Annotated in this window: 22 protein-coding genes; 10 read left to right on the top strand and 12 right to left on the bottom strand. The window is 58.7% G+C overall.

Annotation, left to right across the window (positions count from 1 at the left end):
• Window positions 1-2 precede the first annotated feature (2 nt).
• Window positions 3-896 (top strand): 2-hydroxy-3-oxopropionate reductase, encoded by an 894-nt coding sequence (garR, locus tag L1P08_RS02215; RefSeq protein WP_303618382.1) that lies wholly within the window; start codon window positions 3-5, stop codon window positions 894-896.
• A 179-nt stretch (window positions 897-1,075) separates the two neighbouring features.
• Here the strand turns inward: garR and L1P08_RS02210 are convergent, their stop codons facing one another.
• Genes L1P08_RS02210 through L1P08_RS02195 form a run of 4 tightly spaced genes read right to left on the bottom strand, consistent with a single transcriptional unit; the run spans window position 1,076 to window position 5,050 of the window.
• Entirely contained in the window at window positions 1,076-2,215 is a 1,140-nt protein-coding gene (locus L1P08_RS02210) for a mandelate racemase/muconate lactonizing enzyme family protein (protein WP_303618381.1), read from the bottom strand.
• A gap of 13 nt (window positions 2,216-2,228) precedes the next feature.
• On the bottom strand, window positions 2,229-3,524 hold the full coding sequence (locus L1P08_RS02205) for a TRAP transporter large permease (protein ID WP_303618380.1): 1,296 nt from the start codon (window positions 3,522-3,524) through the stop codon (window positions 2,229-2,231).
• Window positions 3,521-4,009, bottom strand: a complete 489-nt coding sequence (locus L1P08_RS02200; protein WP_303618379.1) for a TRAP transporter small permease — start codon at window positions 4,007-4,009, stop codon at window positions 3,521-3,523. Before L1P08_RS02200 ends, L1P08_RS02205 begins: the two co-directional genes overlap by 4 nt.
• 54 nt (window positions 4,010-4,063) lie before the next feature.
• Window positions 4,064-5,050: a TRAP transporter substrate-binding protein gene (locus L1P08_RS02195; protein WP_303618378.1), complete on the bottom strand. Its 987-nt coding sequence runs from the start codon at window positions 5,048-5,050 to the stop codon at window positions 4,064-4,066.
• Between the two features lie 110 nt (window positions 5,051-5,160).
• On the opposite strand from L1P08_RS02195, the gene L1P08_RS02190 reads away from it, so the two are divergent.
• The 9 genes from L1P08_RS02190 to L1P08_RS02150 all read left to right on the top strand — a co-directional run bounded on the left by L1P08_RS02190 (window position 5,161) and on the right by L1P08_RS02150 (window position 16,654).
• Window positions 5,161-6,045 (top strand): LysR substrate-binding domain-containing protein, encoded by an 885-nt coding sequence (locus L1P08_RS02190; protein ID WP_303618377.1) that lies wholly within the window; start codon window positions 5,161-5,163, stop codon window positions 6,043-6,045.
• 119 nt (window positions 6,046-6,164) lie between these two features.
• Window positions 6,165-6,806: an acrylate utilization transcriptional regulator AcuR gene (gene acuR, locus L1P08_RS02185; RefSeq protein WP_303618376.1), complete on the top strand. Its 642-nt coding sequence runs from the start codon at window positions 6,165-6,167 to the stop codon at window positions 6,804-6,806.
• Between the two features lie 11 nt (window positions 6,807-6,817).
• Entirely contained in the window at window positions 6,818-7,810 is a 993-nt protein-coding gene (gene acuI, locus L1P08_RS02180; protein WP_303618375.1) for an acrylyl-CoA reductase (NADPH), read from the top strand.
• Between the two features lie 282 nt (window positions 7,811-8,092).
• Window positions 8,093-9,607 carry an aldehyde dehydrogenase (NADP(+)) gene (locus tag L1P08_RS02175; protein WP_303618374.1) on the top strand — a complete coding sequence of 505 codons (1,515 nt, stop codon included), beginning with the start codon at window positions 8,093-8,095 and terminating at the stop codon, window positions 9,605-9,607.
• 155 nt (window positions 9,608-9,762) lie between these two features.
• A complete protein-coding gene (nadC, locus tag L1P08_RS02170; protein WP_303618373.1) occupies window positions 9,763-10,653 on the top strand; it encodes a carboxylating nicotinate-nucleotide diphosphorylase in 891 nt (296 codons plus the stop codon).
• 27 nt (window positions 10,654-10,680) lie between these two features.
• On the top strand, window positions 10,681-11,490 hold the full coding sequence (gene cysQ, locus L1P08_RS02165) for a 3'(2'),5'-bisphosphate nucleotidase CysQ (RefSeq protein ID WP_303618372.1): 810 nt from the start codon (window positions 10,681-10,683) through the stop codon (window positions 11,488-11,490).
• An 84-nt stretch (window positions 11,491-11,574) separates the two neighbouring features.
• Window positions 11,575-12,123 carry a PadR family transcriptional regulator gene (locus L1P08_RS02160; RefSeq protein ID WP_303618371.1) on the top strand — a complete coding sequence of 183 codons (549 nt, stop codon included), beginning with the start codon at window positions 11,575-11,577 and terminating at the stop codon, window positions 12,121-12,123.
• 17 nt (window positions 12,124-12,140) lie between these two features.
• Window positions 12,141-13,346 (top strand): efflux RND transporter periplasmic adaptor subunit, encoded by a 1,206-nt coding sequence (locus L1P08_RS02155; RefSeq protein ID WP_303618370.1) that lies wholly within the window; start codon window positions 12,141-12,143, stop codon window positions 13,344-13,346.
• Entirely contained in the window at window positions 13,343-16,654 is a 3,312-nt protein-coding gene (locus tag L1P08_RS02150) for an efflux RND transporter permease subunit (RefSeq protein WP_303618369.1), read from the top strand. Before L1P08_RS02155 ends, L1P08_RS02150 begins: the two co-directional genes overlap by 4 nt.
• A gap of 503 nt (window positions 16,655-17,157) precedes the next feature.
• On the opposite strand, the gene L1P08_RS02145 is transcribed toward L1P08_RS02150, so the two are convergent.
• From L1P08_RS02145 to cysS, 8 genes are all read right to left on the bottom strand, one after another.
• Window positions 17,158-19,050: an ABCB family ABC transporter ATP-binding protein/permease gene (locus L1P08_RS02145; protein ID WP_303618368.1), complete on the bottom strand. Its 1,893-nt coding sequence runs from the start codon at window positions 19,048-19,050 to the stop codon at window positions 17,158-17,160.
• Between the two features lie 5 nt (window positions 19,051-19,055).
• Entirely contained in the window at window positions 19,056-19,403 is a 348-nt protein-coding gene (locus tag L1P08_RS02140; RefSeq protein ID WP_303618367.1) for an ArsR/SmtB family transcription factor, read from the bottom strand.
• Window positions 19,404-19,470: 67 nt separating this feature from the next.
• Window positions 19,471-21,033 (bottom strand): LysM peptidoglycan-binding domain-containing protein, encoded by a 1,563-nt coding sequence (locus tag L1P08_RS02135; protein WP_303618366.1) that lies wholly within the window; start codon window positions 21,031-21,033, stop codon window positions 19,471-19,473.
• 98 nt (window positions 21,034-21,131) lie between these two features.
• Window positions 21,132-22,742, bottom strand: a complete 1,611-nt coding sequence (gene cimA, locus L1P08_RS02130) for a citramalate synthase (RefSeq protein WP_303618365.1) — start codon at window positions 22,740-22,742, stop codon at window positions 21,132-21,134.
• Window positions 22,743-22,746: 4 nt separating this feature from the next.
• Complete coding sequence (locus tag L1P08_RS02125; RefSeq protein WP_303618364.1) at window positions 22,747-23,238, bottom strand: GFA family protein; 492 nt, start codon at window positions 23,236-23,238, stop codon at window positions 22,747-22,749.
• Complete coding sequence (locus L1P08_RS02120; RefSeq protein ID WP_303618363.1) at window positions 23,235-23,714, bottom strand: GFA family protein; 480 nt, start codon at window positions 23,712-23,714, stop codon at window positions 23,235-23,237. The genes L1P08_RS02125 and L1P08_RS02120 overlap by 4 nt, the downstream gene beginning before the upstream one ends.
• Window positions 23,701-24,081 (bottom strand): VOC family protein, encoded by a 381-nt coding sequence (locus L1P08_RS02115; protein WP_303618362.1) that lies wholly within the window; start codon window positions 24,079-24,081, stop codon window positions 23,701-23,703. The genes L1P08_RS02120 and L1P08_RS02115 overlap by 14 nt, the downstream gene beginning before the upstream one ends.
• Window positions 24,078-25,520 carry a cysteine--tRNA ligase gene (cysS, locus tag L1P08_RS02110; RefSeq protein ID WP_303618361.1) on the bottom strand — a complete coding sequence of 481 codons (1,443 nt, stop codon included), beginning with the start codon at window positions 25,518-25,520 and terminating at the stop codon, window positions 24,078-24,080. The genes L1P08_RS02115 and cysS overlap by 4 nt, the downstream gene beginning before the upstream one ends.
• Window positions 25,521-25,645: the final 125 nt, after the last annotated feature.

Raw genomic sequence — 25,645 nt, 5'->3', positions numbered from 1 at the left:
CCATGCCTCGCATTGGTTTCATCGGACTGGGCGCCATGGGCAAACCCATGGCCAAAAATCTCATTAAAGCAGGCCATGAGCTTGTGGTGTTCTCCCGATCCCCGGGGCCGTGCCAGGAATTGGAGAAAGAAGGGGCAAAAGTCGCCCGATCGGCCGCGGAGGTTGCCGCAAATGTCGACCTGGTCATCACCATGCTCCCTGACTCACCAGACGTGGAAAAGGTGGTTACGGGGCCAGATGGTGTACTTGAGAGCGCCCATGATGGCCTGATCTATGTCGACATGTCCTCAATCGCACCGGCGATGGCACAAAAGGTTGCCGCGGCATGTGCGGAAAAAGGCGTGCCGATGCTGGACGCACCGGTCTCGGGAGGCGAACCCCGCGCCATCGATGGAAGTCTTGCAATCATGGTCGGCGGCCCCAAAGATGTGTTCGACAAAGTTGAGCCAATACTTCTCGACATGGGTTCTGGTGCCGTGCACGTGGGCGATGTCGGGTCGGGCAATATCACGAAACTGGCCAACCAGGTCATTGTCGCTGTCAATATCGCTGCTGTATCCGAAGCGTTGACCTTGGCCAAAAAGGCCGGCGCAGACCCTGCACGTGTGCTTGACGCGATTTCAGGTGGCTTCGCTGGCAGCGAGGTCCTGAAAACCAAGGGGCCGCAGATCCTCGATCGAAACTTTGCCCCGGGATTCAGGATTGAACTACACGACAAGGACCTCAAGAACGCACTGGAGACCGGAGAGAATATCGACTCACCGCTCCCTTTGACGTCCATAGTGAAATCAATAATGGTCGACCTCATGCAGCAGGGACACAATGCAGATGACCATTGCGTCCTTGTAAAACACTACGAGAACGCAAGCCATGTTCTGGTGAAAAGCGACGCTTGAGGCTCTCGCTATCCATCATCCCAGCCCTGCCGGGCTGCGTGCGGTGCACCACTCTGGAATTTGTTATGACAAGGCGTTCTCTAGCAAATTCCAGAGCGGCTTTGTCCCGCATTTCGATTTAATTGGTATCGTTCGTCAGGTCCTGCCACCTCCCCTTGATGGCCCTCCCCTCAGATTCTTCACAATCCCGCGTGCGTCGTCAGCTCCCTGACCACAGGCGCCCCCTCAGGCAATAGGTGCTGCGCAAGAGCATCCTCGTCAAAGACGATGCCATGGCCCGGTGTATGCGGCAGGATAATGGTGGCGTTGTGCACCTCGGGCGCTTTCTGAACAATGCCGAAATCGGCCAGATTGCCGCCCTCGATATTCTCCACCATTGTTGCATTGGGCACCGCAGCAACCAGGTGCGCCGAAAGTTCAAGGGCGTTATGCGGCGCAATCGACAGATTGGCCACTTGCGCCATATGCGCGATCTTGAGCCACTCAGTGATCCCGCCCACCTTCCATACATTCGGTTGCAGGATATCCGCGGCCTCCGCCCGCACATAGTTCCAGAAGTCAAAACGATTGCCCAATTGCTCGCCAATGGCCACGGGAACGCCTCCGGCGTTGCGCACATGCGCATGCCCCGCAATATCGTCGGACAGAATAGGCTCTTCAATCCAGGCAGGATTGAACGCACTCAGCTCGCGGCAAAGCCGCACAGCGTCTCCTGCCGACCAGCGTTGGTTCGCGTCCAGCATAAGCGTACGTTGATCGCCAATCAGTTGGCGCACGGCCCGCACGCGGGCAACATCCTCGGCGCTGTCCTTGCGCCCGATCTTAAGCTTGAAGACCGAATAACCCTCGGACAATTGCCGTTCGACCTGGGCGAGCAGTTCATCCTCGGTCAAATGGAGATTAACGGCGCTGGCGTAAACCGGAACAGTCTCGCGCATGCCCCCCAGCAATTGCCACAAGGGCAGCCGGGCATACTGCGCCCGCAGATCCCAAAGCGCGATATCGATAGTAGCAATGGCCAGCGTACTCAGGCCGCTGGGCCCGGCAAAATGAAGATCCTGCCAGAGCTGCTCCCATATGCGCTCATTATTGAGCGCATCCTCACCCTTGAGCAGCAACGCCAGATAAGCGTTGACCAGCGTGGAGATGGCAAGGCCGCCGACACCGATCGTCGTGCACCAACCCGTGCCCACAAGGCCGGTATCGGTGGTGATCAGCGTGCGCACCAACTCGTGATGCGTGATCCGGTATTTGGCGGAAATCCAGGGTTCCGCCAGAGGCAAACGATAGGCCTTGGCCTCGACTGATACAATTTTCACGACAGAACCTTTCTCACCACACCGGCAGGCCATAGGCCAGCCTGGGCAGAACCAAAACAACAGCAGGAAAAGCGGTCAGGATCAGCAGCACGACGATCAGGGTCAGCAGGAAAGGCATGATGGCCTTGATCATCTGCTGAATACTGATTTCGGCGATCTTGGCGACCACGAACAGGATAAGACCGACCGGCGGCGTCAACAGGCCGATCATCAGCGAAAGAATGACGACAATGCCGAAATGCACCAGATCGATCTGCAGGATTTTCACCGCCGGCAGCAAAATGGGCACCAGCAGCACAAGTGCCGCAATCGGCTCCATGAACAGCCCCACAACAAGGCAAAGCGCGACCACCATCAGCAGCAGTTCAAACTGACTGGAAACATTGGCCCCGAGCCAGAGCGCCACCTCGATCATCACGCCCGAGCGGGTAACGATCCAGCCCAGCAGCGCTGTCGCCGCCACAATAAGAAACAAGGCTCCCGTCGCAGAACCGACGCGGATCAGAATACCCGCATATTCCCTGGGTGAGATTTCGCGATAGAGCATGGCAAGCACGCCCGCATAGGCGGTTGCGACCACGGCGGCCTCAGTGGGGGTAAAAAAGCCAGAATAAATGCCCCCAACCACGATAACCGGCAGGGCAAGCGAGGGAAGCGCCGCCCAAAGCGCGCCAAGAATTTCCGTGCGCCCAACCTTCTCCTCAACCGGGCAATAGCCCAGCTTGGCGTAAATGGCGACGGTGATCATCAGGGCGACACCCATCAATATCCCAGGCACCAGTCCGGCGAGAAACAGGCTGCCGATGGACACACCGGCGAGTGCACCATAGATGACCATGGGCACACTCGGCGGAATCATCGGCCCGATCACCGAGGATGCCGCCGTAATCGCGGCACTCAGTTTCCGGTCATAACCACGCTCCCGCATGGCCTCGATTTCCATCGCCCCAAGGCCCACGGCATCGGAAATGGCCGAACCTGTCATGCCCGCAAACAACATGCTGGCCATAACATTGACCTGCCCCAACCCGCCAGGCAAACGCCCAACCAAGGCGTTGGCGAGCCGGAAAATCCGCCGCGTCAAGCCGCCGCGATTCATGATTTCACCGGCAAGCATGAAAAAGGGCGCAGCAATCAGCACAAAACTGTTCACACCGTCGACCATGACCTGCGCCGACACCGGAAACACTTTCCAGCCCAGTTCGGCGGCCACCGCGAGCATCGCGGCAAGGCCGATGGATATGGCAACCGGCACCCGCAGGCACATGAGAACGAAAAGCAGGCCGAACGCGATTAACAGCGTCGTCATGAACGCGCTCCCCTGATCATACGGCGAATGGCATGCATCAGCCGCACCGCCACAATGCCCGCACAAATAACGATGGCCACAAACACGCCGAGATAGATCCAGCCATACCGGAAGCCTTCAAGCGCTCCCATGGAGGCGGACCAGGTCTGGCGGGTCATCATGACCAGCCCGATGCCGAAAACCGACAGAAACACCAGCTGCAGAACAAGAACTATCCCGTCCCAGAATTGCATGCGCCCTGCCCCCAGGCGCTTGCTCAGCGCAACATGCAGCAGATCAACATCCAGATGCTCAATGCGTTGATAGGCAACAGCGGCACCCATAAACACCAGCCAGATGAAACCAACCGCACTGAACTCTTCCGCCCAGACAAGTGGATAGCCGATGGCACGCAGAATGATCTGGGTGAAAATAACAGCAAACAGAACGACAAGTAGGCTGGCGGCAAGCGCACTTGTTACGTGCGATTTAAGCGTATTCCACATCGCGGCATTCCTTGAACGGGTGTGACATCAGCGCGATGCCACACCCGAAGAGGTTTAGGGTTTGGCAGCGATGATACGCTCATAAAGCGCCACGCCATCATCACCAAGGACTTCCATAGGCACGTCCTTGATCAGATCCTGGATCCCGGTCAGATCAATATCCACCAGTTCCATGCCACCCTCCGTGGTCAGCCATTCAATGTCGGACTGCTGCAGGTCAGTTGCCTGCTGCGATGTCCAGGCCACGGTTTCTGTCGCCGCTTCAATAATGGCCTGGCGGGTCGCCTCATCGAGTCCGGCAAGGCGCTCATCATTCGCAAAGAAAGCCTGCATCTGCGGCACGTGATTGGTCTCCATCACGTAATCCTGCACTTCATGGAACTTCTGGGCGCGCACAAAGTTGGGTGGATTTTCCTCGGCTTCAACCGTGCCTGTCTGCAAGGCGAGATAGAGCTCGGTAAAAGCGATGCTCGCAATATCGACACCGGTCTTTTCCCAGGCCTTGATCCACATCTGCGCACCGGGAAGACGGGTCTTGAGGCCCTTGAGTTCTTCCAGATTGGCCACAGGACGGTTCGAGGTCAAAACACGAGTGCCGACATACTGCCAACCCAGCGCTTCAATACCGTTATTCTCGTTGAGATAGGCATTGATCTCATCGCCGATTTCGCCGTTGAACACCGCCATGGAATGGGCCGGGCTGTCATAAATAAACGGCATGGAAACCAGCATATAAGGCTGTGCCATGAAGCTGATGACCAGATCGCCGGTCAGGGCAAAATCGATCGAACCGCTCTCAAGCTGCTGCAGATTGGCGCGTTCATCGCCAAGAGCACCACCGGGCAGCACTGTGACTTTGCTGTCATTATTGGTCTTGCTGGCAACCAGATCGGCGAAATGTTGCGCGCTCAGTCCCGGCAGGCTGTCTGGCGCAAACTGGTGCCCGAGCTTGAAATTCTCGGCATGGGCCAGCGGGGCAGCAAACAGTGTCGTCAGTGCAGCAGCGGCAAAGATGTAGTTTGGCGAAATGTTTCGCATCATTTTCCTCCCATTGGGGTGACCGCACTCCAGGACGGCCTTCCGTGTCGAAGTTGACAAAACCAGGAGATAATGTCCAATGCGGAATCGATGCAACTACATAACATAAAGCTATGAGTAAACTCAGCCTCCGACAAATGGAAATCTTCAGGGCCATCATGCGTTCCGGCACGATGACGGCCGCCGCCCAATCGCTTGGCATCACCCAGCCCGCCGCAAGCCGGCTCCTGCATCATGCTGAAGATCAGCTGGGCATGCTGCTTTTCGAGCGCGCAAATGGTGGCTTGCAGGCGACCCCAGAAGCAAAGGCCCTGTTTCCTGAGGTCGACCGGATATTCTCCGACATAGAATATGTGCAACGAGTGGCCGAAGATTTACCGCGGCTCCGGGCGGGACGCCTGCATATCGCCACCATTCCCTCAATGGCGATCACCGTCGTCGCCCGCGCCCTCGGCACATTCGTCCAGCGGCATCCAGGTGTAACCATCAGCACATCAACCGTACTGAATTTTGAGGTGCCGGAACTTGTGATCAATCGACGGGCAGATTTGGGCCTGGCATTCATGCCGATCCCGGCGCACGGCATCGACGTCGAAGAAATCGCGCAAACGCAAATCGTTGCCGTCTTGCCGGACGGACATCCCTTGCTCGAGAAAGCCGTGGTAACACCGCCAGACCTGACCGGCTATCCATTGATCTCTTTCAGCAATTCATTGCCGATCGGCAAGTGGATTGAAACGGCATTCCAGGATTTCGGCATCAATCAGCCCATGGCTGTCGAGGTTGGAAACTCCTTCGTCGCTTGCGCCTTCGCACGGGCAGGCAGCGGCGTGGCCCTTGTCGACCAATTGGCAACCGAAAGCGGTGTCTTTGCCGACCTGCACATCCGCCCGGTAGAGCCGCGCCTGTCCATTTCTGCGGTGATGGTACGTCCCCAAGAGCATCGTTTGTCCATGCTGGCCGAGGCATTCGCGCACGAGTTGCGCAAAGATCATTAGAACCGGCGACAATGGCAAATGCACCGGACTCACCGTCGGTGTCGACCGTACCGGAATAGTCGCCGCGCCCCATACACCCTGAAATTGATTTAATAGACAAATAAGTCTATTAAATAGACATGGCTCAACCCACCCCGCAAACCGACACCCCCAAACGCAGGGGGCGGCCCCGCATCCATCCCGACCAGTCGGAAGCCCGGAATCGCTTGCTGCGCAGCGGGTTGGCGCACCTGACGGAAAAGGGTTATTCGGCCGTCGGCATCGACGAGATTTTGCGCGACGCTCAGGTGCCAAAGGGGGGATTTTATCATTATTTCCAGAACAAGGCGGCATTCGGCCTCGCCTTGATTGCCGCCTATCACGACTATTTCGCGGCCCTGATTGATGCTGCATTGCTGGATGAGAGCTGCGCTCCGCTCGACCGTTTGCGCCATTTCACTGAACAGGCCGAAGCCGGCATGGCCCGCCACCAGTTCCGGCGCGGTTGTCTGATCGGTAATCTGGGTCAGGAGATGAGCGCGCTGCCGGATGCATTCCGCGAACAGCTCATTGCCGTATTGGCTGATTGGCAGAGGCGCACCGCCGATTGTTTCCGATGCGCTATTGAGGACGGTTCCCTGCCCGCCCATCACGACCCTGAGGCGCTTGCCGCCTTTTTCTGGACAGGCTGGGAGGGCGCAGTCCTGCGCGCCAAACTCGAGCTGGGCCCGGTCCCGCTCCGGCAATTCACCGAACAGTTTTTCCGCCACCTCAAGGCATAAGGAAGTCTCCAATGATTGATGCAATCCTGATTGAAAAACCGGATGACCAGCAAACCGTCAAACTCACCACCCTCGAAGACAATGCGCTCCCCGAAGGCGATGTTCGCGTCGACATTGCCTGGTCCAGCCTCAACTACAAGGATGCCCTCGCCATAACCGGTGCCGGGCCCGTCGTCCGGCATTTTCCGATGGTGCCGGGCATTGATTTCGCCGGTCTTGTCACCGAGAGCGCCCATCCGGATTTCAAACCCGGCGACAAGGTCATTCTCAACGGTTGGGGTGTCGGCGAAAAACATTGGGGCGGCCTTGCCAGCCAGGCAAGAGTGAACGGCGACTGGCTGGTCCCCCTGCCCGCAAATCTCACCGGACGTCAGGCCATGGCCATCGGCACCGCAGGTTACACAGCCATGCTGTGCGTATTGGCGCTCGAGAAACAGGGCGTCACCCCCGATGCGGGAGAAATCGTCGTCACCGGCGCTGCAGGCGGTGTTGGCAGTGTCGCGGTGTCACTTCTGGCCAATCGCGGTTATGCCGTAGCCGCTGTAACAGGCCGCATGGCGGAAGCGCCCTATCTCAAAAGCCTGGGCGCAAGCACCATCATTGATCGGGCCGAACTCTCCACCCCGGGAAAACCCCTGGCGCGCGAGCGCTGGGCCGGCGCGGTGGATGTGGCCGGCTGCACCGTTCTGGCCAATGTGCTCGCCGCGATGCAATATCAAGGCGTTGTCACCGCATGCGGCCTTGCCGCTGGCATGGACCTGCCCGCCAGCGTCGCCCCCTTCATTCTCCGCGGCGTCACGCTGGTCGGCATCGACAGCGTCATGTGCCCAAAACCGCGCCGGCTTGCGGCTTGGCAACAATTGGCCGCCGAGCTTGATCTGACACAACTCAACGCCATGACAACTGAAATTCCGCTCGATCAGGTCATCGAGACCGCGCCAAAGTTTCTCAAAGGCCAGATCCGGGGCCGGGTCGTAGTGCCGGTCGCACCCGCAAAAGCATGACCGCAGTAAATCAGGGGAAACATACGGCATTCGCGCGTCTCGGTGCCACGGTCAAAAACCACCTTTCACCTCGATGACGCGCGCGCGTCGGCAACAAGCTGCGTTTTTCCATCACGCCGCTGTTGAAAAAAAGCCTTAACATGTTAGTCTCCCTGCGCGCCGTCTCGAGGGCGTAGCAACGGTCGGCACGATGTCGCACGCGAACAGGACTTGCGAAACGGCCCGCGCATGACCATCTAGATAATCTCCCTCCCGGGATTAGCGAAAATAACAGGAAATCCAATGAGTGTTGAACTGACAGGCAAGCACCTGATCGCTGGCGAATGGGTTACAGGCGAATCCACTTTTGCCTCCGAGCCCGCCCATGGGGCCTCCCATGATTTTGCCATGGGCACCCCCGCCCATGTCGACACAGCCGCAAAAGCCGCCGAAGAAGCATTCTGGAGCTTTGGGTATTCGAGCCGCGCCGAGCGCGCCGCCCTGCTCAACCGCATTGCTGATGAAATTGACGCACGCGGAGATGCCATCACCAAAATCGGTACAGAAGAAACCGGACTGCCCGAAGGTCGCCTCGTCGGCGAACGCGGCCGCACCACCGGCCAGCTGCGCCTTTTTGCCAGCCACATTGAAAAAGGTGATTATCTGGATCGCCGCCATGACGAGGCTTTGCCTGATCGCCAGCCGCTGCCGCGCCCGGATATCAAGCTTGTCCAGCGTCCCATCGGCCCTGTCGCCGTATTTGGCGCGTCAAACTTTCCGCTCGCCTTCTCCACCGCCGGTGGCGACACGGCCGCCGCCCTGGCTGCTGGCTGTCCCGTCGTGGTCAAAGGGCATTCGGCTCACCCTGGCACCGGCGAAATCGTGGCTCAGGCCATTGATGCCGCCATCAAGGCACTCGGGTTTCATCCCGGCGTCTTCTCGCTCATCCAGGGCGGCACACGCGCTGTGGGCACCGCGCTTGTCCAGCACCCGCTGATCAAGGCCGTCGGCTTCACCGGCAGCCTCGGTGGCGGACGTGCGCTGTTTGATCTTTGTGCACAACGTCCGGAACCAATTCCCTTCTTTGGTGAACTAGGCTCGGTCAATCCCATGTTCCTTCTGCCTGCCGCCGTTTCGGCACGGGGCGAAGAAATCGCCAAGGGCTGGGCTGGTTCATTGACGATGGGTGCCGGCCAGTTCTGCACCAATCCCGGTATCTCGGTTATCGTTGACGGCCCGGAGGCTGATGCCTTCGCTGCCGCTGCAACAGCCGGCCTGGAAGCCGTTGGCGCACAGGTCATGCTGACAGACGGCATCGCCAAGGCCTATCGCGACGGACGCGACCGGGTTGCCGGTGCTTCTGGCGTACAGACATTGCTGACCACCACCTGCGACCTGCGCAACGCCACCCCATACCTCTACAGCACCACGGGCGAAGCCTGGTTGGCCAATGAAGAACTGGGCGAAGAAGTCTTTGGTCCCCTCGGCCTGATCGTCCGGGTCAAGGACACCGCTGAAATGGTGGCGGTCGCCAAGTCACTTCAGGGTCAGCTCACCTGCACCTTGCATATGGACGCGGGCGACACTGCCGACGCACAGGCCCTTATGCCCGTGCTCGAGCGCAAGGCAGGCCGCATTCTGGCTAACGGCTTCCCCACCGGCGTCGAAGTCAGCGAAGCCATGGTTCATGGCGGCCCCTACCCCGCGTCGACCAATTTCGGTGCCACCTCGGTGGGCACCATGTCGATCCGCCGCTTCCTGCGTCCGGTCAGCTACCAGAACATCCCCAATGACGTTCTGCCCGCCGATCTCGCCTGACACCGGCACCGCCTTTGACTGATCAGCAAGGCCGGCATCCCGCAAGGGGTGCCGGCCTTTGCATTTGCCGCTGCCGCCCACCTGCCCGGCATTACCCGGTTGCCACCAGCCGCATGCGCGCCTAAAACCCCATGCAGACCAGTTAAGGGATCATCATGTCCGACTCGACCAAGACTTCTCCAGCAGACAAGACTTTCCCTGCCGAATTACCCCGCCCGCTTGTCGATCGCGCCATACTGGCCGCACTGGATGAAGATCTGGGCCTCGCCGGCGATTTGACCACCCAGTCAACGCTCAGCCCCGATGCGACCGCGCAGGTTGTCATCAATGTGCGCGAAGTCGGTGTCATCTCGGGCATGGCGCTTGCCGAGGCTGCGTTCCGCCTTATCGGGCCGGGATTGAGCTTCACCCCGCTGGTCGCCGATGGGGACACGGTCAAGGCCGGTCAGGATATTGCCCGCGTCTCCGGTAATGCCCGCATGATCATGTCAGCCGAGCGCGTTGCACTCAATTTTCTCAATCACATGAGCGGGATTGCCACCACAACCCGCAGTTTCGTCGATGCGGTTGCCGGCACCAGCGCACGGATTTGCGACACCCGCAAAACCACGCCGGGTCTGCGCGCTTTCGAGAAATATGCGGTCCGCTCGGGTGGCGGCTGGAACCATCGCTACGGCCTCGATGACGCAATCCTGATCAAGGACAATCATATTGCGGTCACCGGCAGTGTCGGCGCCGCTGTCGCCGCAGCCAAGGCCTTTGCCGGTCACCTCGTGGCCATTGAGGTTGAGGTGGATAATCTCGATCAGTTCGGCGAAGCACTTGAAGCCGGCGCGAATGCGGTATTGCTCGACAATATGGACAACGCCACCCTGCGCCGCGCCGTTGATCTGAACAAGGGCCGCGCCCGGCTGGAAGCCTCTGGCGGCGTCACCCTCGACCGGGTGCGCGGCATCGCAGAAACCGGCGTCGACTATATATCTTCCAGCAGAATAACCATGGCTGCCACCCCGCTCGATATAGGGCTCGACATCGCCATCGATTAATCACCAATCCGCCCCAAGGAGACCGGCATGAGTCAGCCGCTGCTCGACCTGATGACCCGTGCCGCACTCGAAGCCGGACAAGTCATTCTCGACATTTATAACCGCCCCTTCGATTCCAGCGAAAAAGCTGACGGATCGCCGGTGACAATCGCCGATCAAATGGCCGAAAAGGTCATCCTCGCGCACCTAAAGGAAACCGGCATCCCCGTGCTTGCTGAAGAAAGCGTGGCAGCTGGCGACATTCCGGTACTCGGCGACCGTTTCTTTGTCGTCGACCCGCTCGATGGCACCAAGGAATTCATCAAGCGAAATGGCGAATTCACCGTCAATATAGCCCTCGTCGAGAATGGCCGACCAGTCCTTGGCATCGTCACGGCCCCCGTGCTTGGCGACGGTTATCTGGGTGGCCCCGATGGCGCCTTCAGCTTCCGGATTGATGGTTTGACAGCGAGCGAACTAACCCCGATCAGCGTCGCCCGGCACAGTCCCATGCAGGTCGTTGCCAGTCGGTCACACGGACATGACGCCCTTCGCGAACTGTGTGACAGCTTTGAAGTGGTCAACGACGTCTCGGTCGGTTCCTCCCTGAAATTCTGTCTTCTGGCCAAAGGCGAAGCCCGTTTCTACCCGCGCTTCACCCCCACATGCGAATGGGATACCGCGGCCGGTCAGGCCGTGCTGGAAGCTGCGGGCGGAACTCTCCTGACACTTTCTGGCGAAGCACTGGCATATGGGAAAGCCGACAGGAATTTTCTCAATCCGTTTTTCGTCGCTGCCGACGATGAGGAATTGGGAAAAGCCGCCGCAAAACGCATGCATGCATTATTGCAGACCTGACATGCAAAGTTAACAATTGCGTCATGCTTGAGCAGCATATATAGGACCAACATATGCTGGGCCGATATAGCTCGAGGAACCCTAATGAACGTCAAGACACTTTGCTTGGCAATCTTGTATGACGAGAACGCGACAGGCTACGAGATCCGTAAGCTTTCCGTGGAGGGCGAGTATGCCTATTTCGTCGAAGCAAGCTTTGGGTCCATCTACCCTGCCCTCGCCAAGCTCGAGGAAGAAGAACTTGTTACAAGTCAGGTAGAACTGCAGGACGGCAAACCCGCAAAAAAAGTCTATTCCATAACTGAAGCTGGTCGCACCGCTTTCCATGATTCCTTGTTTGAGGAACTGGGCGACGATGTCTATCGCAGTGAATTTCTCTTGTTCGCCCGGTTCGCCCCGATGCTGCCCGCCAGCCTCGTCGAAACCCGGCTGAACGAGCGTCTCGAAATTCTCGACAACAAACTTTCAGGGCTCAACAAGCTATTGCAGAAGTCCAACACGCCCCATGACACTTGGGTCATTCAATACGGGATGACCTGTATGAAGGTTGCGCGGAACTATATCGCAACCCATATGCACGAACTAATCGCATTGGCACGCCCCGAGAACAGGGCCGCTGAAGCAGCGGAATAAAAATACAGGACATTACTATGCGCTTTCTGAGATCGTACGGCGTTGCGTTTATACTTATTGTCATTGTTGCACTCTGGATGGGCGGCGGCGTTCTTGTGCGCGGCGGCCAGGGGCCCGGCAATGGCGAGAAACCTATTATTTCCCTCATCGGCGGCGACGCCGGGCACGGTGAAGAAGAGGCGCATGGCGCTGCCGGTTCCGAGGAGGAAATCAACCCCCACCTCAGCATTGCAGAACGTAATGTTGAGAATGTCACGCGAGAGGGCACTGCCCGTTCTGTGCGAATCAAAACGTTTTCGGTGCAGGCAATGCCGCTGGAGGTCCCGCTTCGAGGCAAGACCAAGGCCAAGTCCGTCATCTCTGCCTCTGCTGAAACCAGCGGCATCGTTGACAAGGTGCATGTTGCAAAGGGCGATCAGGTTGCCGCCGGTGACCTGCTCTGCACGCTTGACCAGGGCACCCGGGCCGCGTCGGTAGCGCAGGCAGAGGCCAATCTGGCCAGTGCCCGCCTCAACTACGAAACCAACGCCAAGCTCCGTGAAAAAGGTCTCGCCGCACCCAACACCGAAACAGCGCTCGAAAGTGCGCTGAAATCGGCTGAGGCCGCGCTCGATCAGGCGCAGGCAGAACTGGACCGCACCGAGATCCATTCGAAAATTTCGGGCCTGGTGCAGGACCCACTGGTTGAAGAAGGCGCCCTGCTCCCGGCAGGCGGCATCTGCGCGACCATCGTGCAGCTGGACCCGATCATCTTCGTCGGCAGCATTCCCGAGGCGCGCATTGGTTTGGCAAAGTCAGGACTTCCGGCAACGCTGACCACAATCAACGGACGCTCCGCCAAGGGCACGGTGACCTATATCGCGGCAACGGCCGACGCCAGCACCCGCACGTTCGAAGTCGAGATGGAAGTTCCCAACCCGGACAACGCCATCCGCTCAGGCCTGACAGCAACCGCAACGGTCGATATGGGCTCCATGCCCGCGCACCTCTTGCCGCAATCGGTCCTGACCCTTGATGACGCCGGTGATGTCGGCATCCGCGCTGTTGAAGACAGCAAGGTTGTCTTCTATCCGGTCACGATCATCAGCGACACACGCGACGGCGTCTGGGTTTCCGGCCTGCCACCTGTGGTCGATGTTATCACGCTGGGACAGGAGAACGTTCAGGCGGGTCAAACGGTAAAAGCTGAAACTGCTGCTGATGATGAAGGGGCAACCTCGTGATCAATTTCCTCGAACGCGTTCTGCGCATGCCCCGCGTGGTGATGACCGTCATGGTCCTCCTGCTGGGCGCAGGTTTTTCTGCCTATCTGACATTGCCCAAGGAAAGCTTCCCGGCAATCGACATCCCCTATTTCTACGTCTCGGTCAGCCAGACAGGCGTCTCCCCGCGAGATGCTGAACGGCTTTTGGCCAAACCCATTGAAGACCGGCTGACGGATCTCGATGGCCTTGAAAGCATGACCTCAACATCGACCACCGGCCATGTGTCGGTCTTTCTCGAGTTTGACGTCAATGCCGACAAGGACCAGGCGCTCTCCGATATCCGCGCCAAGATGGATGGCGTGAGCTCCGAACTCCCCAGCGACGCCAATGAGCCAACCATTACCGAGATCTCCTTCTCGGACGTGCCGGTTCTGTCCATTGCGCTTTATGGCGAGGTGCCTGAGCGCACATTGGTCAATCGTGCCGACGAACTCAAGGAAGCACTTGAGAAAATCGGCGACGTGCAGGACGTCACCATTTCAGGTTCTCGTGACGAAGTGCTCGAAGTGCGCATCGATCTTGACCGCCTCGATGCTTATGACCTCACAGCATCGCAATTGTTCGATGCCCTCGCCCGCAATAACCTGGTTGTCGCCGGCGGCACGCTCGACACCGGCCAGGGTTCCTTCAACGTTGAAGTGCCCGGCCTGATCACCAATGCGGCAGATGTCTATTCCTTGCCTCTCAAAACGAGTGGCGACACGGTCGTCACCTTCGGCGATGTGGCCGCCATCACCCGCACCTTCAAGGATGCAACCGAGTTTGCCTATGTAAACGGCTCACCCGCCATCACCATTGGCGTCACCAAAAAACTCGGCACCAATATTATCCAAGTATCCGAAGAAGTACGCCGGGTGGCAACCGAAGTCACGGATGCATGGCCAGCCGGCATTCAGCATTCCTTCCTGCTCGATCAGTCCGAAAGCACAATCGGTCTCTACCGTTCGCTTGAAGCTGCGGTGCTCACCGCCGTGGCGCTGGTGCTGATCACCTGTATCGCCACACTGGGCGTTCGTCCGGCCCTCATGATCGGCACCTCGATTCCGATCTCCTTCATGATTGCCTTCCTCGTGGTGCAGACCATGGGCATGAGCGTCAACATGATGGTCATGTTCGGTCTCGTCATCGCCGTGGGTGTGCTCGTGGACGATCCGATCGTGGTCGTGGAATATGCCGAGCGCAAACTGGCCGAAGGCCTGTCGCGCAAGGAAGCCTTCATCTATGCCGCGCGCAAAATGTTCGTGCCGGTGGTTTCCGCCACCGCCACCACGCTCGGTGCCTTCATTCCGCTGCTGTTCTGGCCGGGTATTATCGGCAAGTTCATGAGCTATCTGCCGATCACCGTTATTGTGGTCATGGTGGCCTCCCTGCTCTCGGCCCTGGTCTTCATGCCCATTATCGGTGCCATGATCGCCCGCAGCAGCATGGATGAAAAGGAACAGGAATCGGCAAGTCTGGTCATGTATCCGGACAAGTTCGACGCCAAAAAGGTCCCCGGCCTGACCGGTGTCTATGTGCGGGTCATGTCCAAACTCCTGCATCACCCCATCCTGACCCTGACGGCGGGCTTTTCCATCGTCGTGGGCATTTTCGTGCTCTACAGCATGAACCCGACCGGCACCGTGGCCTTCCCGGCTTCCGAGCCCGAATACGGCACGGTTTCAGTGGTTGCCCGTGGCAATTACTCGCCAGTGGAAATCCGTGGCTTCCTGCGTGAAGTCGAAGCGGAAGTGCTGCAGGTCAATGGCATTCAGGACAGCATTCTCACCTTTGGCGGTGGGGATGGCGGTTTTGGCGCCAATGCCGCACCGCCCGACACCATCGGCACGCTGCAATTGCAGCTTCTGCCGTGGAAAGAGCGCGTACCGGCTGCGGAAATCTTCGAAAACATCCGCGAACGGGTGAAGGACATCCCGGGCCTTGATGTGCAGATTGCAGCCCAGGAAGATGGCCCGCCCGCGGGCAAGGCCATCAATCTGCGGGTAGAAAGCAACACCTACGACGATCTCGAGCCCTCGGTTGCCAAACTGCGCGATTATATCGAGAACGATCTGGGCGGCACCATCGACATCGAAGATGGCCGTCCGGCACCGGGCATCGATTGGCAGATCACCGTCGATCGTGTTCAGGCAGCCAAATATGGCATCGGCGTACGTGAACTCAGCCCCTATATTCAGCTGGTCACCACCGGTGTGAAGGTTGGCAGCTACCGGCCGGATGACGCCACCGACGAGCTCGATATCCGTGTCCGTCTGCCGGAAGAAGAGCGCAGCTTCGCCGCTCTCGATACCATGCGGATTGTCACCAGTCAGGGTCTTGTCCCGGTCTCCAACTTCATCTCCCGCAAGGCGGTGCAGAAGGTGGCCAACATCACCCGTCGGGACAGCACCTATGTCATGAGCGTGGCCGCCAATCTGGAACCCGGTCTCGCCGCTGCCGAAAAGGTCGCGCAACTGCAGGCCTGGGCCGGCGATCAGGCATGGCCCACAGGCGTGGAGATTGTTTATGGCGGTGCCGAAGAACAGACCAACGAAACCAACGCCTTCATGGTCAAGGCTCTCGTGGGTGCCCTGTTCCTCATCTTCCTGGTGTTGTTGATCGAATATAACCGGTTCTGGCAGGTCTTTGTCACGCTAACGACAGTGGTCATGTCCATGGCGGGCGTTCTGCTCGGCATGCTGGTCACCGGCATGGCCTTCTCGGCCATCATGACTGGCCTCGGCATCGTGGCGCTTGCCGGCATCGTGGTGAAAAACGGCATCGTTTTGATCGACACCTACAATCACTACAACCGTGATGACGGCGTTGAACCGATCAAGGCCATGTTGCTCACCACCGCCCAGCGTGTCCGGCCGGTGCTGCTGACAGCAACAGTGACGGCCCTCGGCGTAATCCCGATGGCGCTGAACGTTGAGTTCGACTTTGTCCGCCGCGAAATCGTCACCGGCGGCATTGCCGGTTCGTGGTTCATCAACCTGTCGGCAGCGCTTGTGTCCGGCCTGTTCCTGTCCACGCTGCTGACACTGGTCATGGTCCCGGTCATGATCACCGCGCCCTCGGTCATCTGGGCTCGGCTGTCCAACGTATTTGCAGCCCTCTCCAGCTTCGTCACCGGCCTGTTCGGCCGCCGCCCCGCCAAGGGGTCTGGTGCCGAAATACCCGGCGATCTGGATAGCGCCCGCAAATATATGGAAGTGGATCAGACCGGTCTGGTGGAAACCGAAACCAACGGTGTCACCGTGGTCTCCCGGCAGGCGGCTGAATAAAAGCCCCACCATCCAGACAAAAAAAGGCCCGCACATTGTGCGGGCCTTTTTGCTAGCGCCATAAGCGCGCATCCAGGCATGCAGCATGCCCCTTATCCCCCCGTTTGATTGGGACCTCGATCCGTCCCGCAAAGGCCAGTCGCGCCGTGGCACGGCCGAATGCCAAAGCCCGGCATATCCGGGTCGGGTGACGAAGAATAAAAAACGCTCTCTTCCTTCTCCCTCGGGCGTGACCCGGGGGTCCATACGATACAGGCCACACCGAATGGATGCCCGGATCAGGTCCGGGCAAAAAAGAGAATGGGATGGATGCGAAATACGTCCAAAACCCTCATGGTAAGCTTGTCGAACCACGAGGGTTTCAACACCGCGCGTGCCGCCCATCCTTCGACAGGCTCAACATGAGGGAAGGCCGCCACGAACACAAAGCCCCGCCGCCGTCATTGCGAGCGGCGAAGCCGCGCGGCAATCCAGAAGCGGCAGGCACCAGCGCCTCGCCAATGCTATTCGATCTTCTCCGCTGCCCGGCCGAGGAAACCATCCGCATCCACCGTCTTCTGACGGAACTGTTCTTCCGCTTCCGTGGCTTCACGCTGGCGGTTCCACATCTGGGCATAAAGCCCCTCCATCGCCAGCAGCTCAGGATGCGTGCCCCGTTCGGCAATTTCACCGCCCCGCAGCACAATAATCTCATCCGCATCGACAACTGTCGACAGGCGATGCGCAATCACCAGCGTTGTCCGGTCTGCTGAAACTGCATCGAGCGCGGTCTGGATATCACGCTCGGTCTGGGTATCCAGTGCCGAGGTCGCCTCATCCAGAATGAGAATTGGCGGGCTTTTCAGAATGGTCCGCGCAATCGCCACGCGCTGCTTTTCACCGCCCGAAAGCTTCAGCCCACGTTCCCCCACAGGCGTTTCAAAGCCCTGGGGCAGCGTGGCAATGAAATCGCCAATCTGCGCCATCTGCGCCGCTTCGCGCACCTCGGCCTCTGCCGCATCGGGCCGGCCATAGCGGATATTGTACGCAATGGAATCGTTGAACAGCACCGTGTCCTGCGGCACCATGCCAATCGCCGCCCGCAAGGAGCCCTGGGTCACATCGCGCACATCCTGCCCGTCAATGGTCACCCGGCCACCTGTCACATCGTAGAACCGGTAAATGAGCCGCGAAATCGTTGATTTGCCGGCCCCCGATGGTCCCACAACTGCAATCGTCTTGCCTGCAGGCACTTCAAAGCTGATCCCCTTGAGGATCGGCCGGTCCGCATCATAGTGAAAATGCACATCCTCAAACCGCAACACAGGGCCGGTAACCTTCAGCGGCACAGCCTGCGGCGAATCCACAATCTCGGGGTCCTGCCCCAGCAGCTTGAACATGGCCTCGATATCGGCCAGCCCCTGCCGGATTTCGCGATAAACAAAGCCGATCATGTTGAGCGGGCGATAAATCTGCATCATGAACGTATTCACCAGCACGAAATCGCCCATGCTCATGGTCCCGGCCATCACACGCTGCACCGACATCACGCCAATCACCGTCAGCCCGGACCAGAAGATCAGCCCCTGCCCGAAGTTCAGGTAGCCCAGCGATGTCCATATCCGAACGGCTGAATGCTCATAGCGCGACATGGATTCGTCAAACCGGTCCGCTTCCAGCTTCTCATTGCCGAAATATTTGACCGTTTCAAAATTCAGCAGGCTGTCGATTGCCTTGGAATTGGCATCAGTATCGCTGTCATTCATGTCCCGGCGAATGGCAATCCGCCAATTGCTCGCCTTCACCGTGAACCAGATATACAGCCAGATAATCAGCACCACGATCGCCAGAAACGACCAGCCGAACATGTATAAAAACACCCCGGCCACAATCACGAATTCCAGCAATACCGGGGCTGTGTTGAGCATGGTGAAACGCACAATCGTCTCAATGCCCTTGGTCCCGCGTTCAATCACACGGCTCAGCCCGCCCGTGCGGCGCTGCAAATGATAGCGCAGCGACAGCCGGTGCAAATGGGTAAAGGTCTGATAAGCGAGGCGCCGCACCGCGTGCTGCCCCACACTGGCAAACAGGATGTCCCGCAACTGCTGAAACCCTGAATCCATGATATTGCCGAGACCATAGGCGATCACCAGCACAATCGGCACCGCCAGCCCCATCATCATCTCTGGTGCCACGCCGCTTTCAGGCAGACTGTCGATAATGCCCTTATAGGCAAAGGGCACCAGCGTGGTGGCCACTTTCGCCAGCACAAGCGCGCCTATGGCCAGCAGCACCCGCAGTTTCAGGTCCGCCCGGTCGGCGGGCCACATATATGTCCACAAATGGCGAATAGTCGTGAGCAGCGAACCCTCGTCAGCGCTCACTTTTGCTTTGTCGTCAGAAATGTCGGTCACTCGCTTTATACGCTTTCCGGTATCGACGCCGGTATGGGCGTCCCTCGTTTTGGTCTCAGGCCGGACAGGTAGGAATCATAAGCAGCTTGCAGCGCATCAAGCCGCGCAAAATCGATGGAATAGCAATTGCGGGTGCCCCGCGCGTCGCGCTTCACCAGCCCCGCCTCAAACAGCACCTTGATATGCTGCGATACCGTTGATTGCGCCAACGGCAAGCACTGCGTCACCTCGGTGCAGCAGCATTGCGGATCACATTTTTCCGCAAGAATGCGCAAAATGCTCAGCCGCACGGGATGCCCGAGTGCGCGCATGGCATGCGCCAGAACCGTATCTGGGTGGTTTTCATCGATCATCGTGATTTAACGATAAAAGAAGCTGCCGCAAAGCACAAGAAAACTTTGTGCAATGCGGCTTCTGTCTTTAGTCCGCTTCCGGTAATTCAAACACCTGTCCGGGATAAATCAGGTCGGGATTGCGGATCTGGTCACGATTGGCCCGATAGATGGTGGTGTAGCGATAGCCGGTGCCATAGACGCGGCTGGCAATCGTCCAAAGATTGTCGCCACCCCGAATAATCGCCTTGCCCGAGGCAAAGCGCTGGGCATCAGGATCGCCGACCTGCACAGCTGTCAGCGTCGGCACATCACTGTCCGCCGCCTCATCGGCCATCGCACCATCATTGGCAGCCACATCCATCGATGCATCCTGTGATGAGGCATCCGCCGCCGCCTCACCCACCACAGGCGGGCTTGTCAGCGCAGCGCCTGCGTCTGCCGCTGCGGCCGTGGCATTGATCTCGGCTTCCGCCGCACCATTATCCGCCACCGCAACCGCATCGCCTGTTTCAGGCAGCTGGATTTCAAAATTCACTTCCGCACGGCCCACAACCTCCGCTGTGCCCGGCCGCAACATGTCAACGCGAATGCGCTGGCGTGGGGAGTGCAGATGGTCAATCGGCGTTTCAATCAACCAGCGGCCATCCTTGACCACCGTATCGGCGATGAACTGGTCATCGACATAAAGCCGCACAATCGCGCCTTCACTGCCGCCGCCCGCAAAGAAGTTCCGCGCGCCATCCACTTCAACCGCATCGATTGTTGGGGGCACCATGCTCGTTGCAGACATCTCTGTCTTGGCATTGTCCGCGGCATTCGTCATCGCAACCACAGTAGTGTCGTCAGCCTCCGTAGCGCTTTCAGCCTCGGCCTCAGCCGCCGGATCGGCCACACTCATCGCAGTTGCAACCGCTTCATCCGCGGCTTCAGCCGCCGGCATTTCCGCAGCCGCCATTTCCATGGGCGCGCTTTCGGGCTCGGCAGGCGCGGTAGCGTCATCTGCTGGCCCAGCCTCATCCACAGTTTCCACATCGGCAACCAGCATTGGCGGCGCCGTTGTCACCGGCTCAGGCATGGGCAGACCCTGCAAAATCTTGCTGGCTTCACCCGGCGTGCTTGCCACCACCAGCGGCTCGGTCTTCAGGTCGTCCTGAATGACCACAACCACCGATTGCGCGGCCAGTTCACCCGTCTGTGGCACGGCAACAGAAATTTCAACACCACCGGCAGGCAAAGTCGCCTCCGGAACAAACACCCAGTCACCACTTGATTCTGCCGTTGTGCGGCCCAGAATTTCGCCATTGGCGTAGATTTCAACCTCGTCACCCGGCGCGGCACTGCCCGCAATCACCAGAGACCCGTCAGGCTCGGCCCGCACCAGCCCCAGGCGGGGCGCAAGGGCATTTTCGGCAGGTTCGGACGGGGTGGCAACTGGCTCGGCTTCAGCCGTTTCCTCTGCAACATCGGGCACCGCTTCATTCGTCACCGCAACTGACTTGGCAGGTACGGAAACCGCTGCAGGGTCTTGCCGCCAAAGGCCAATATCAGCCAGCTTGGCACGCACGCAGGTCCCAAAACCATCTGCATCGCTGGCGCAGCTCACAGCGGTTGGTCCCGCTGCCAGCCCCAAAATAACAACGATAGTCACCGCTGCGGCACCAAGTGTAGTCCAGAGAGAACGTCTAGAAGCTGTATCCGCCAAAAAAGGCCTCCGTGCCGGCTCCGCAGGGGCGTCGGCTCGTGTTTTTATCCGAGCCGTTTTGTCCCACGAGCTCCGGTCTTCATGAGCTTGTACGTAAGGGACTCATACAGTGCCTCAAAACTTGCATCAATAATGTTTGGCGAAACTCCAATGGTATACCAGCGTTCTCCCGTCCCATCTCTGCTTTCTATCAGTACACGGGTGACCGCGCCCGTGCCGCCGTCCAGGATACGCACCTTGAAATCGACAAGTTCAAGGTCACCGATTCGGTCGGAATACTTGCCCAGATCCTTGCGCATGGCCAAATCGAGCGCGTTGACCGGACCATTGCCTTCCGCCACCGACATCAGCAATTTGTCATCCACCCGGATTTTCACCACAGCCTCACTCACCGTGATCTGCTCGCCCTTGGCATTGTGCCGCCGCTCAATCGCCGTGCGATAGCTTTCAACCGTAAAAAACTCCGGCAGGCTGCCCAGCACCCGGTGTGCCAATAGCGCAAACGACGCATCAGCCCCGTCATAGGAATAGCCGCGCGCCTCGCGTTCCTTCACCTCACGCAAAAGCGTGTTGAGCCGAGGGTCATCTTTCTCGATTTTGATCTTGTGCCGCGCCAGCGCCGTCAGCAGGTTGGATTTGCCCGCCTGTTGCGACACCATCACCGCGCGCTCATTGCCCACAGTCTCCGGGGCCACATGCTCATAGCTTGCGGGATCTTTCAAAAGCGCAGACGCATGAATGCCCGCCTTGGTCGCAAAGGCCGATGTCCCCACATAGGGCGATTGCCGCGCAGGTGCCCGGTTGAGCAGATCATCAAAAGCTCGCGAGATACGGGTAAACCCGGCCAATTGCTTCTGGCTCACGCCTGTGGTGAACCGTTCCGCAAATCCGGTTTTCAGCATCAGCGTCGGGATCAGCGTGATCAGGTTGGCATTACCGCAGCGCTCGCCCACGCCATTGAGCGTCCCCTGCACCTGCCGCACCCCCGCGGCCACCGCCGCCAGCGTATTCGCCACCGCCTGCCCGGTATCGTCATGGGCATGAATACCCAGCCGGTCCCCCGGGCAAACTTTCATCACCTCCCCCACAATCTCGGTGATTTCCGCGGGCATGGTGCCGCCATTGGTGTCACACAAAACAATCCAGCGCGCCCCCGCCGCCAGCGCCGTTTTCACCACATCCAGCGCATAGGCGGGGTTCGCCTTGTACCCGTCGAAAAAATGCTCGCAATCGAGCATGGTTTCCTTGCCCCGCGCCACAGACGCACTGACAGAGGCCGTCACCGATTTGAGATTTTCCTTTGGCGAAATCCCCAGCGCCAGCTCCACCTGATAATCCCAGGCCTTGGCCACAAAACAGGTCGCCTCCGCTGCCGAATTGAGAATATCCTGCACGCCGGGATCATTCTCCACCGAACGCCCGGCCCGCTTGGTCATGCCAAAAGCCGTAAACACAGCCTTTTTGGTGCGCTTCTTTTCAAAAAACGCCGTATCCACCGGATTGGCCCCGGGATAACCGCCCTCAATGTAATCGACGCCCAATTGCTCGATCAGCGCCGCCACGGAAATCTTGTCCTCCAGCGAGAATTCGATTCCGGCAGTTTGCGCGCCATCGCGCAGGGTCGTGTCGAACAGGTACAGGCGTTCTTTGGCCATTTGATTACTCTTTTACAGTCCAGGTTTCAGTGTCATGGTCGGGATGTTGATAATTGCTGGCTTTGATCGCCGCCGCCCATGCCGGGTCCGCCGCTTCCGTCTCTCCGGCATCGGGCACATCAGTCAGCGTTGCAAACCAAGGCATGCGCCCCTCAATCCCGTCCTGGGTGGCCGGCTTGATCCGCTCAGGATGGTCCAGTGCGCCAATCGTCAGCGAAATATGTTCGCTTCGTGCGTCGCGATAAAACAGCGGCGTACCACATTGATGACAGAACCCGCGCTCAACATGTTCCGAGCTTTGAAACACCGCAGGCGTCCCCCGCGTCCAGCTGAACGCCGCAAGGGGCACGCCCACCAGCGCCTCAAAATAATTGCCCACTGCCTTTTGGCACATGCGGCAGTGGCAAATATGGGCATCATTGCGAAACGATGTCGCGTGATAGCGCACCGCCCCACACTGGCAGCCTCCGCTCATCGCCAGATCGTCCGGCATCATGACGGCTCCCCGCTCTCAATCGCCCAGTCATCCGTCTCATGGTCCGGATGCTGGTTGGAATGAATGCCCGCCATGAAATCGAGCCATTCCGCGCCGGGCTCGTCAACCACCGGCAGGCTGGTCAGCACCTCGAAAAACGGCAATTTGTCATTGAGATTGACCTGAATGGCTGGTGCCACCTTCGCCGGCTCATCAAACGCACCGATCGCCAGCTCCAGCCCGTATTTGGTCTCATAGGCCAAAGGCGTGCCGCAATCGCCGCAAAAGGCACGCCGCGCCAGGTTCGAACTCTGGAACCATTTCGGCGCACCGCGCGTCCAGCGCCCGTCATGCGAGGTCACCAGCGGCCCGAAAAAGCCGCCAAACGCCTTCTGGCACATGCGGCAATGACAGATCGAGGGGCGCCCCACCAGCTTGGTGGCAAACCGCACCGCCCCGCATTGGCATCCGCCTGTAAGCGTCTCAGTCTGGGCCATGATACACCGCCTCTATGTTTTGTCCGTCCGGATCAAACACAAACGCCCCGTAATAATTGGCGTGATAATGCGGACGCAGGCCCGGTGCACCATTGTCCTTTGCGCCGGCCTGCATTGCCGCAGCATAAAAAGCGTCTACCTCGGCCCGGCTGCCGGCCGAAAAGCAAACATGATTTCCCGGCACACGCCCGCCACCCGACAACCAGAAATACGGGTTGTCATTGTCGCCGAAACCGGCGTGACGTTGCCCCTCATGGCTAAAATCCATCACACATTCAATGCCCAGGGGCGCCAGCGCGACTTTATAAAAATCAACTGACTTATCAATATCTTCAACCAGAATGCCGATGTGATCTATTCCGCTCATAACTTGATCTCCCATTTGGTCCGGCGGGTGCCGGACTGAGGGTCTTTGTAATCCATGAGCTGGACATTTTTTGTCAGCAGCTCGGCGCGGATTTCATCAGCCCTGGCAAAATCTTTTGCCTCCAGTGCCGCAAGCCGCGCTGCAATCTGCGCTTCAATATCGGCACTATCCGCCGCCCCGCCCTGAAACCATTCGCTGGCAGTATGTTCCAGCAGTCCCAGCACATTCGCCGCCGCCTTCATCCGCCCCGCCCAGTCCGCTGCGCCCTCGCTGGCGCTGTCGGCCGCCGCATGCAATTCGTTCACTGCAGCAGACGTGTTCAAATCATCGCGCAGCGCATTGACCAGATTAACCGCATAATCGCTCGTCTCCGCCGCCGGCGCATCCCCGATTGCCCGGTACCACTGGTTCAGCACAGTCTCGGCCGTCTTCAGTTTTTCAATCGAAAAATCAATCGGCTGCCGGTAATGCGTCATCAACATCGCCAGCCGCAGCACTTCGCCCGGCCATTGCCGTCCGCCAAATTTATCGGTTTCCAGCAAATCGTGGATGGTGATGAAATTGCCTTCCGATTTCGACATCTTGCGGCCTTCAACCTGCAAGAACCCGTTATGCATCCAGATTTGCGCCATCCGGTCGGTGCCATTGGCGCAGCATGATTGGGCCAGTTCATTCTCGTGATGCGGAAAGGACAAATCGATCCCGCCACCATGAATGTCGAAAACATCGCCCAGATATTTCTCAGCCATGGCCGAGCACTCAATATGCCAGCCCGGGCGTCCACGTCCCCAGGGGCTGTCCCAGCCGGGCTCTTCCGGTGTCGAGGGCTTCCACAGCACAAAATCCATCGGATCGCGCTTGTAGTCTTCCACCTCAACCCGCGCGCCCGCCATCATTTCGTCAAGCGACCGGTTGGACAATTTGCCATATTCGTTCTTCCAGCCCTTCTTCCAGCTTTTCACGCTGAAAAGAACATGACCGTCAGATACATAGGCATGTTTCTTCTTCACCAGTGCGGCAATCATCGTCACCATTTCATCAATGGTTTCGGTCGCGCGCGGCTGATGCGTTGGCGGCAGGCAGCCCAGCGCAGCAACATCCTTTTGATATTGCGCGCCGGTCGCCTCGGTCACCCGGCGGATCGCCTCATTGAGCGGCAGGTCGGGATAATCCCGTGCCGCTCGGGCGTTTATCTTGTCATCCACATCGGTGATATTGCGCACATAGGTGACATGGCTTTCCCCATAGACGTGGCGCAACAGCCGGAACAGCACATCGAACACGATGGCCGGGCGCGCATTGCCGATATGGGCATAGTCATAAACCGTCGGCCCGCAGGCATAGAGCCGCACATTACGCGCATCGAGCGGCACAAAATCCTGCTTCTGCCGCGAATAGGTGTCGTAAAATCTCAACTGTGCAACTGTGCCCGAAGTCATTTTTTTTAAAGTCCATGCCCACGCAAAAAGGATGCCGGTGGCAAGGCTCGGGTCATGTTCTTGAGAGTACAGAAAACCGTGCCGCCACCGAGAGGTTAGCGGATAATGATGCAGCAGGTAATGCA

Source organism: Mariluticola halotolerans, assembly GCF_021611515.1.
Lineage (GTDB): Bacteria > Pseudomonadota > Alphaproteobacteria > Rhizobiales > Devosiaceae > Mariluticola > Mariluticola halotolerans.
Note: the sequence above shows the minus strand (reverse complement) of the source record. Positions and strands in the feature narration are given on the sequence as shown.

What these genes read in the sequence shown, in the direction of transcription:
- L1P08_RS02200 (WP_303618379.1), bottom strand. Translation starts at nt 4,009, where the DNA reads ATGTGGAATACGCTTAAATCGCACGTAACAAGTGCGCTTGCCGCCAGC.
- acuR (WP_303618376.1), top strand. Translation starts at nt 6,165, where the DNA reads ATGGCTCAACCCACCCCGCAAACCGACACCCCCAAACGCAGGGGGCGG.
- L1P08_RS02115 (WP_303618362.1), bottom strand. Translation starts at nt 24,081, where the DNA reads ATGAGCGGAATAGATCACATCGGCATTCTGGTTGAAGATATTGATAAG.
- L1P08_RS02205 (WP_303618380.1), bottom strand. Translation starts at nt 3,524, where the DNA reads ATGACGACGCTGTTAATCGCGTTCGGCCTGCTTTTCGTTCTCATGTGC.
- L1P08_RS02125 (WP_303618364.1), bottom strand. Translation starts at nt 23,238, where the DNA reads ATGATGCCGGACGATCTGGCGATGAGCGGAGGCTGCCAGTGTGGGGCG.
- L1P08_RS02190 (WP_303618377.1), top strand. Translation starts at nt 5,161, where the DNA reads ATGAGTAAACTCAGCCTCCGACAAATGGAAATCTTCAGGGCCATCATG.
- L1P08_RS02160 (WP_303618371.1), top strand. Translation starts at nt 11,575, where the DNA reads ATGAACGTCAAGACACTTTGCTTGGCAATCTTGTATGACGAGAACGCG.
- garR (WP_303618382.1), top strand. Translation starts at nt 3, where the DNA reads ATGCCTCGCATTGGTTTCATCGGACTGGGCGCCATGGGCAAACCCATG.
- nadC (WP_303618373.1), top strand. Translation starts at nt 9,763, where the DNA reads ATGTCCGACTCGACCAAGACTTCTCCAGCAGACAAGACTTTCCCTGCC.
- L1P08_RS02155 (WP_303618370.1), top strand. Translation starts at nt 12,141, where the DNA reads ATGCGCTTTCTGAGATCGTACGGCGTTGCGTTTATACTTATTGTCATT.
- cimA (WP_303618365.1), bottom strand. Translation starts at nt 22,742, where the DNA reads ATGGCCAAAGAACGCCTGTACCTGTTCGACACGACCCTGCGCGATGGC.
- L1P08_RS02140 (WP_303618367.1), bottom strand. Translation starts at nt 19,403, where the DNA reads ATGATCGATGAAAACCACCCAGATACGGTTCTGGCGCATGCCATGCGC.
- cysS (WP_303618361.1), bottom strand. Translation starts at nt 25,520, where the DNA reads ATGACTTCGGGCACAGTTGCACAGTTGAGATTTTACGACACCTATTCG.
- L1P08_RS02120 (WP_303618363.1), bottom strand. Translation starts at nt 23,714, where the DNA reads ATGGCCCAGACTGAGACGCTTACAGGCGGATGCCAATGCGGGGCGGTG.
- L1P08_RS02175 (WP_303618374.1), top strand. Translation starts at nt 8,093, where the DNA reads ATGAGTGTTGAACTGACAGGCAAGCACCTGATCGCTGGCGAATGGGTT.
- L1P08_RS02195 (WP_303618378.1), bottom strand. Translation starts at nt 5,050, where the DNA reads ATGATGCGAAACATTTCGCCAAACTACATCTTTGCCGCTGCTGCACTG.
- acuI (WP_303618375.1), top strand. Translation starts at nt 6,818, where the DNA reads ATGATTGATGCAATCCTGATTGAAAAACCGGATGACCAGCAAACCGTC.
- cysQ (WP_303618372.1), top strand. Translation starts at nt 10,681, where the DNA reads ATGAGTCAGCCGCTGCTCGACCTGATGACCCGTGCCGCACTCGAAGCC.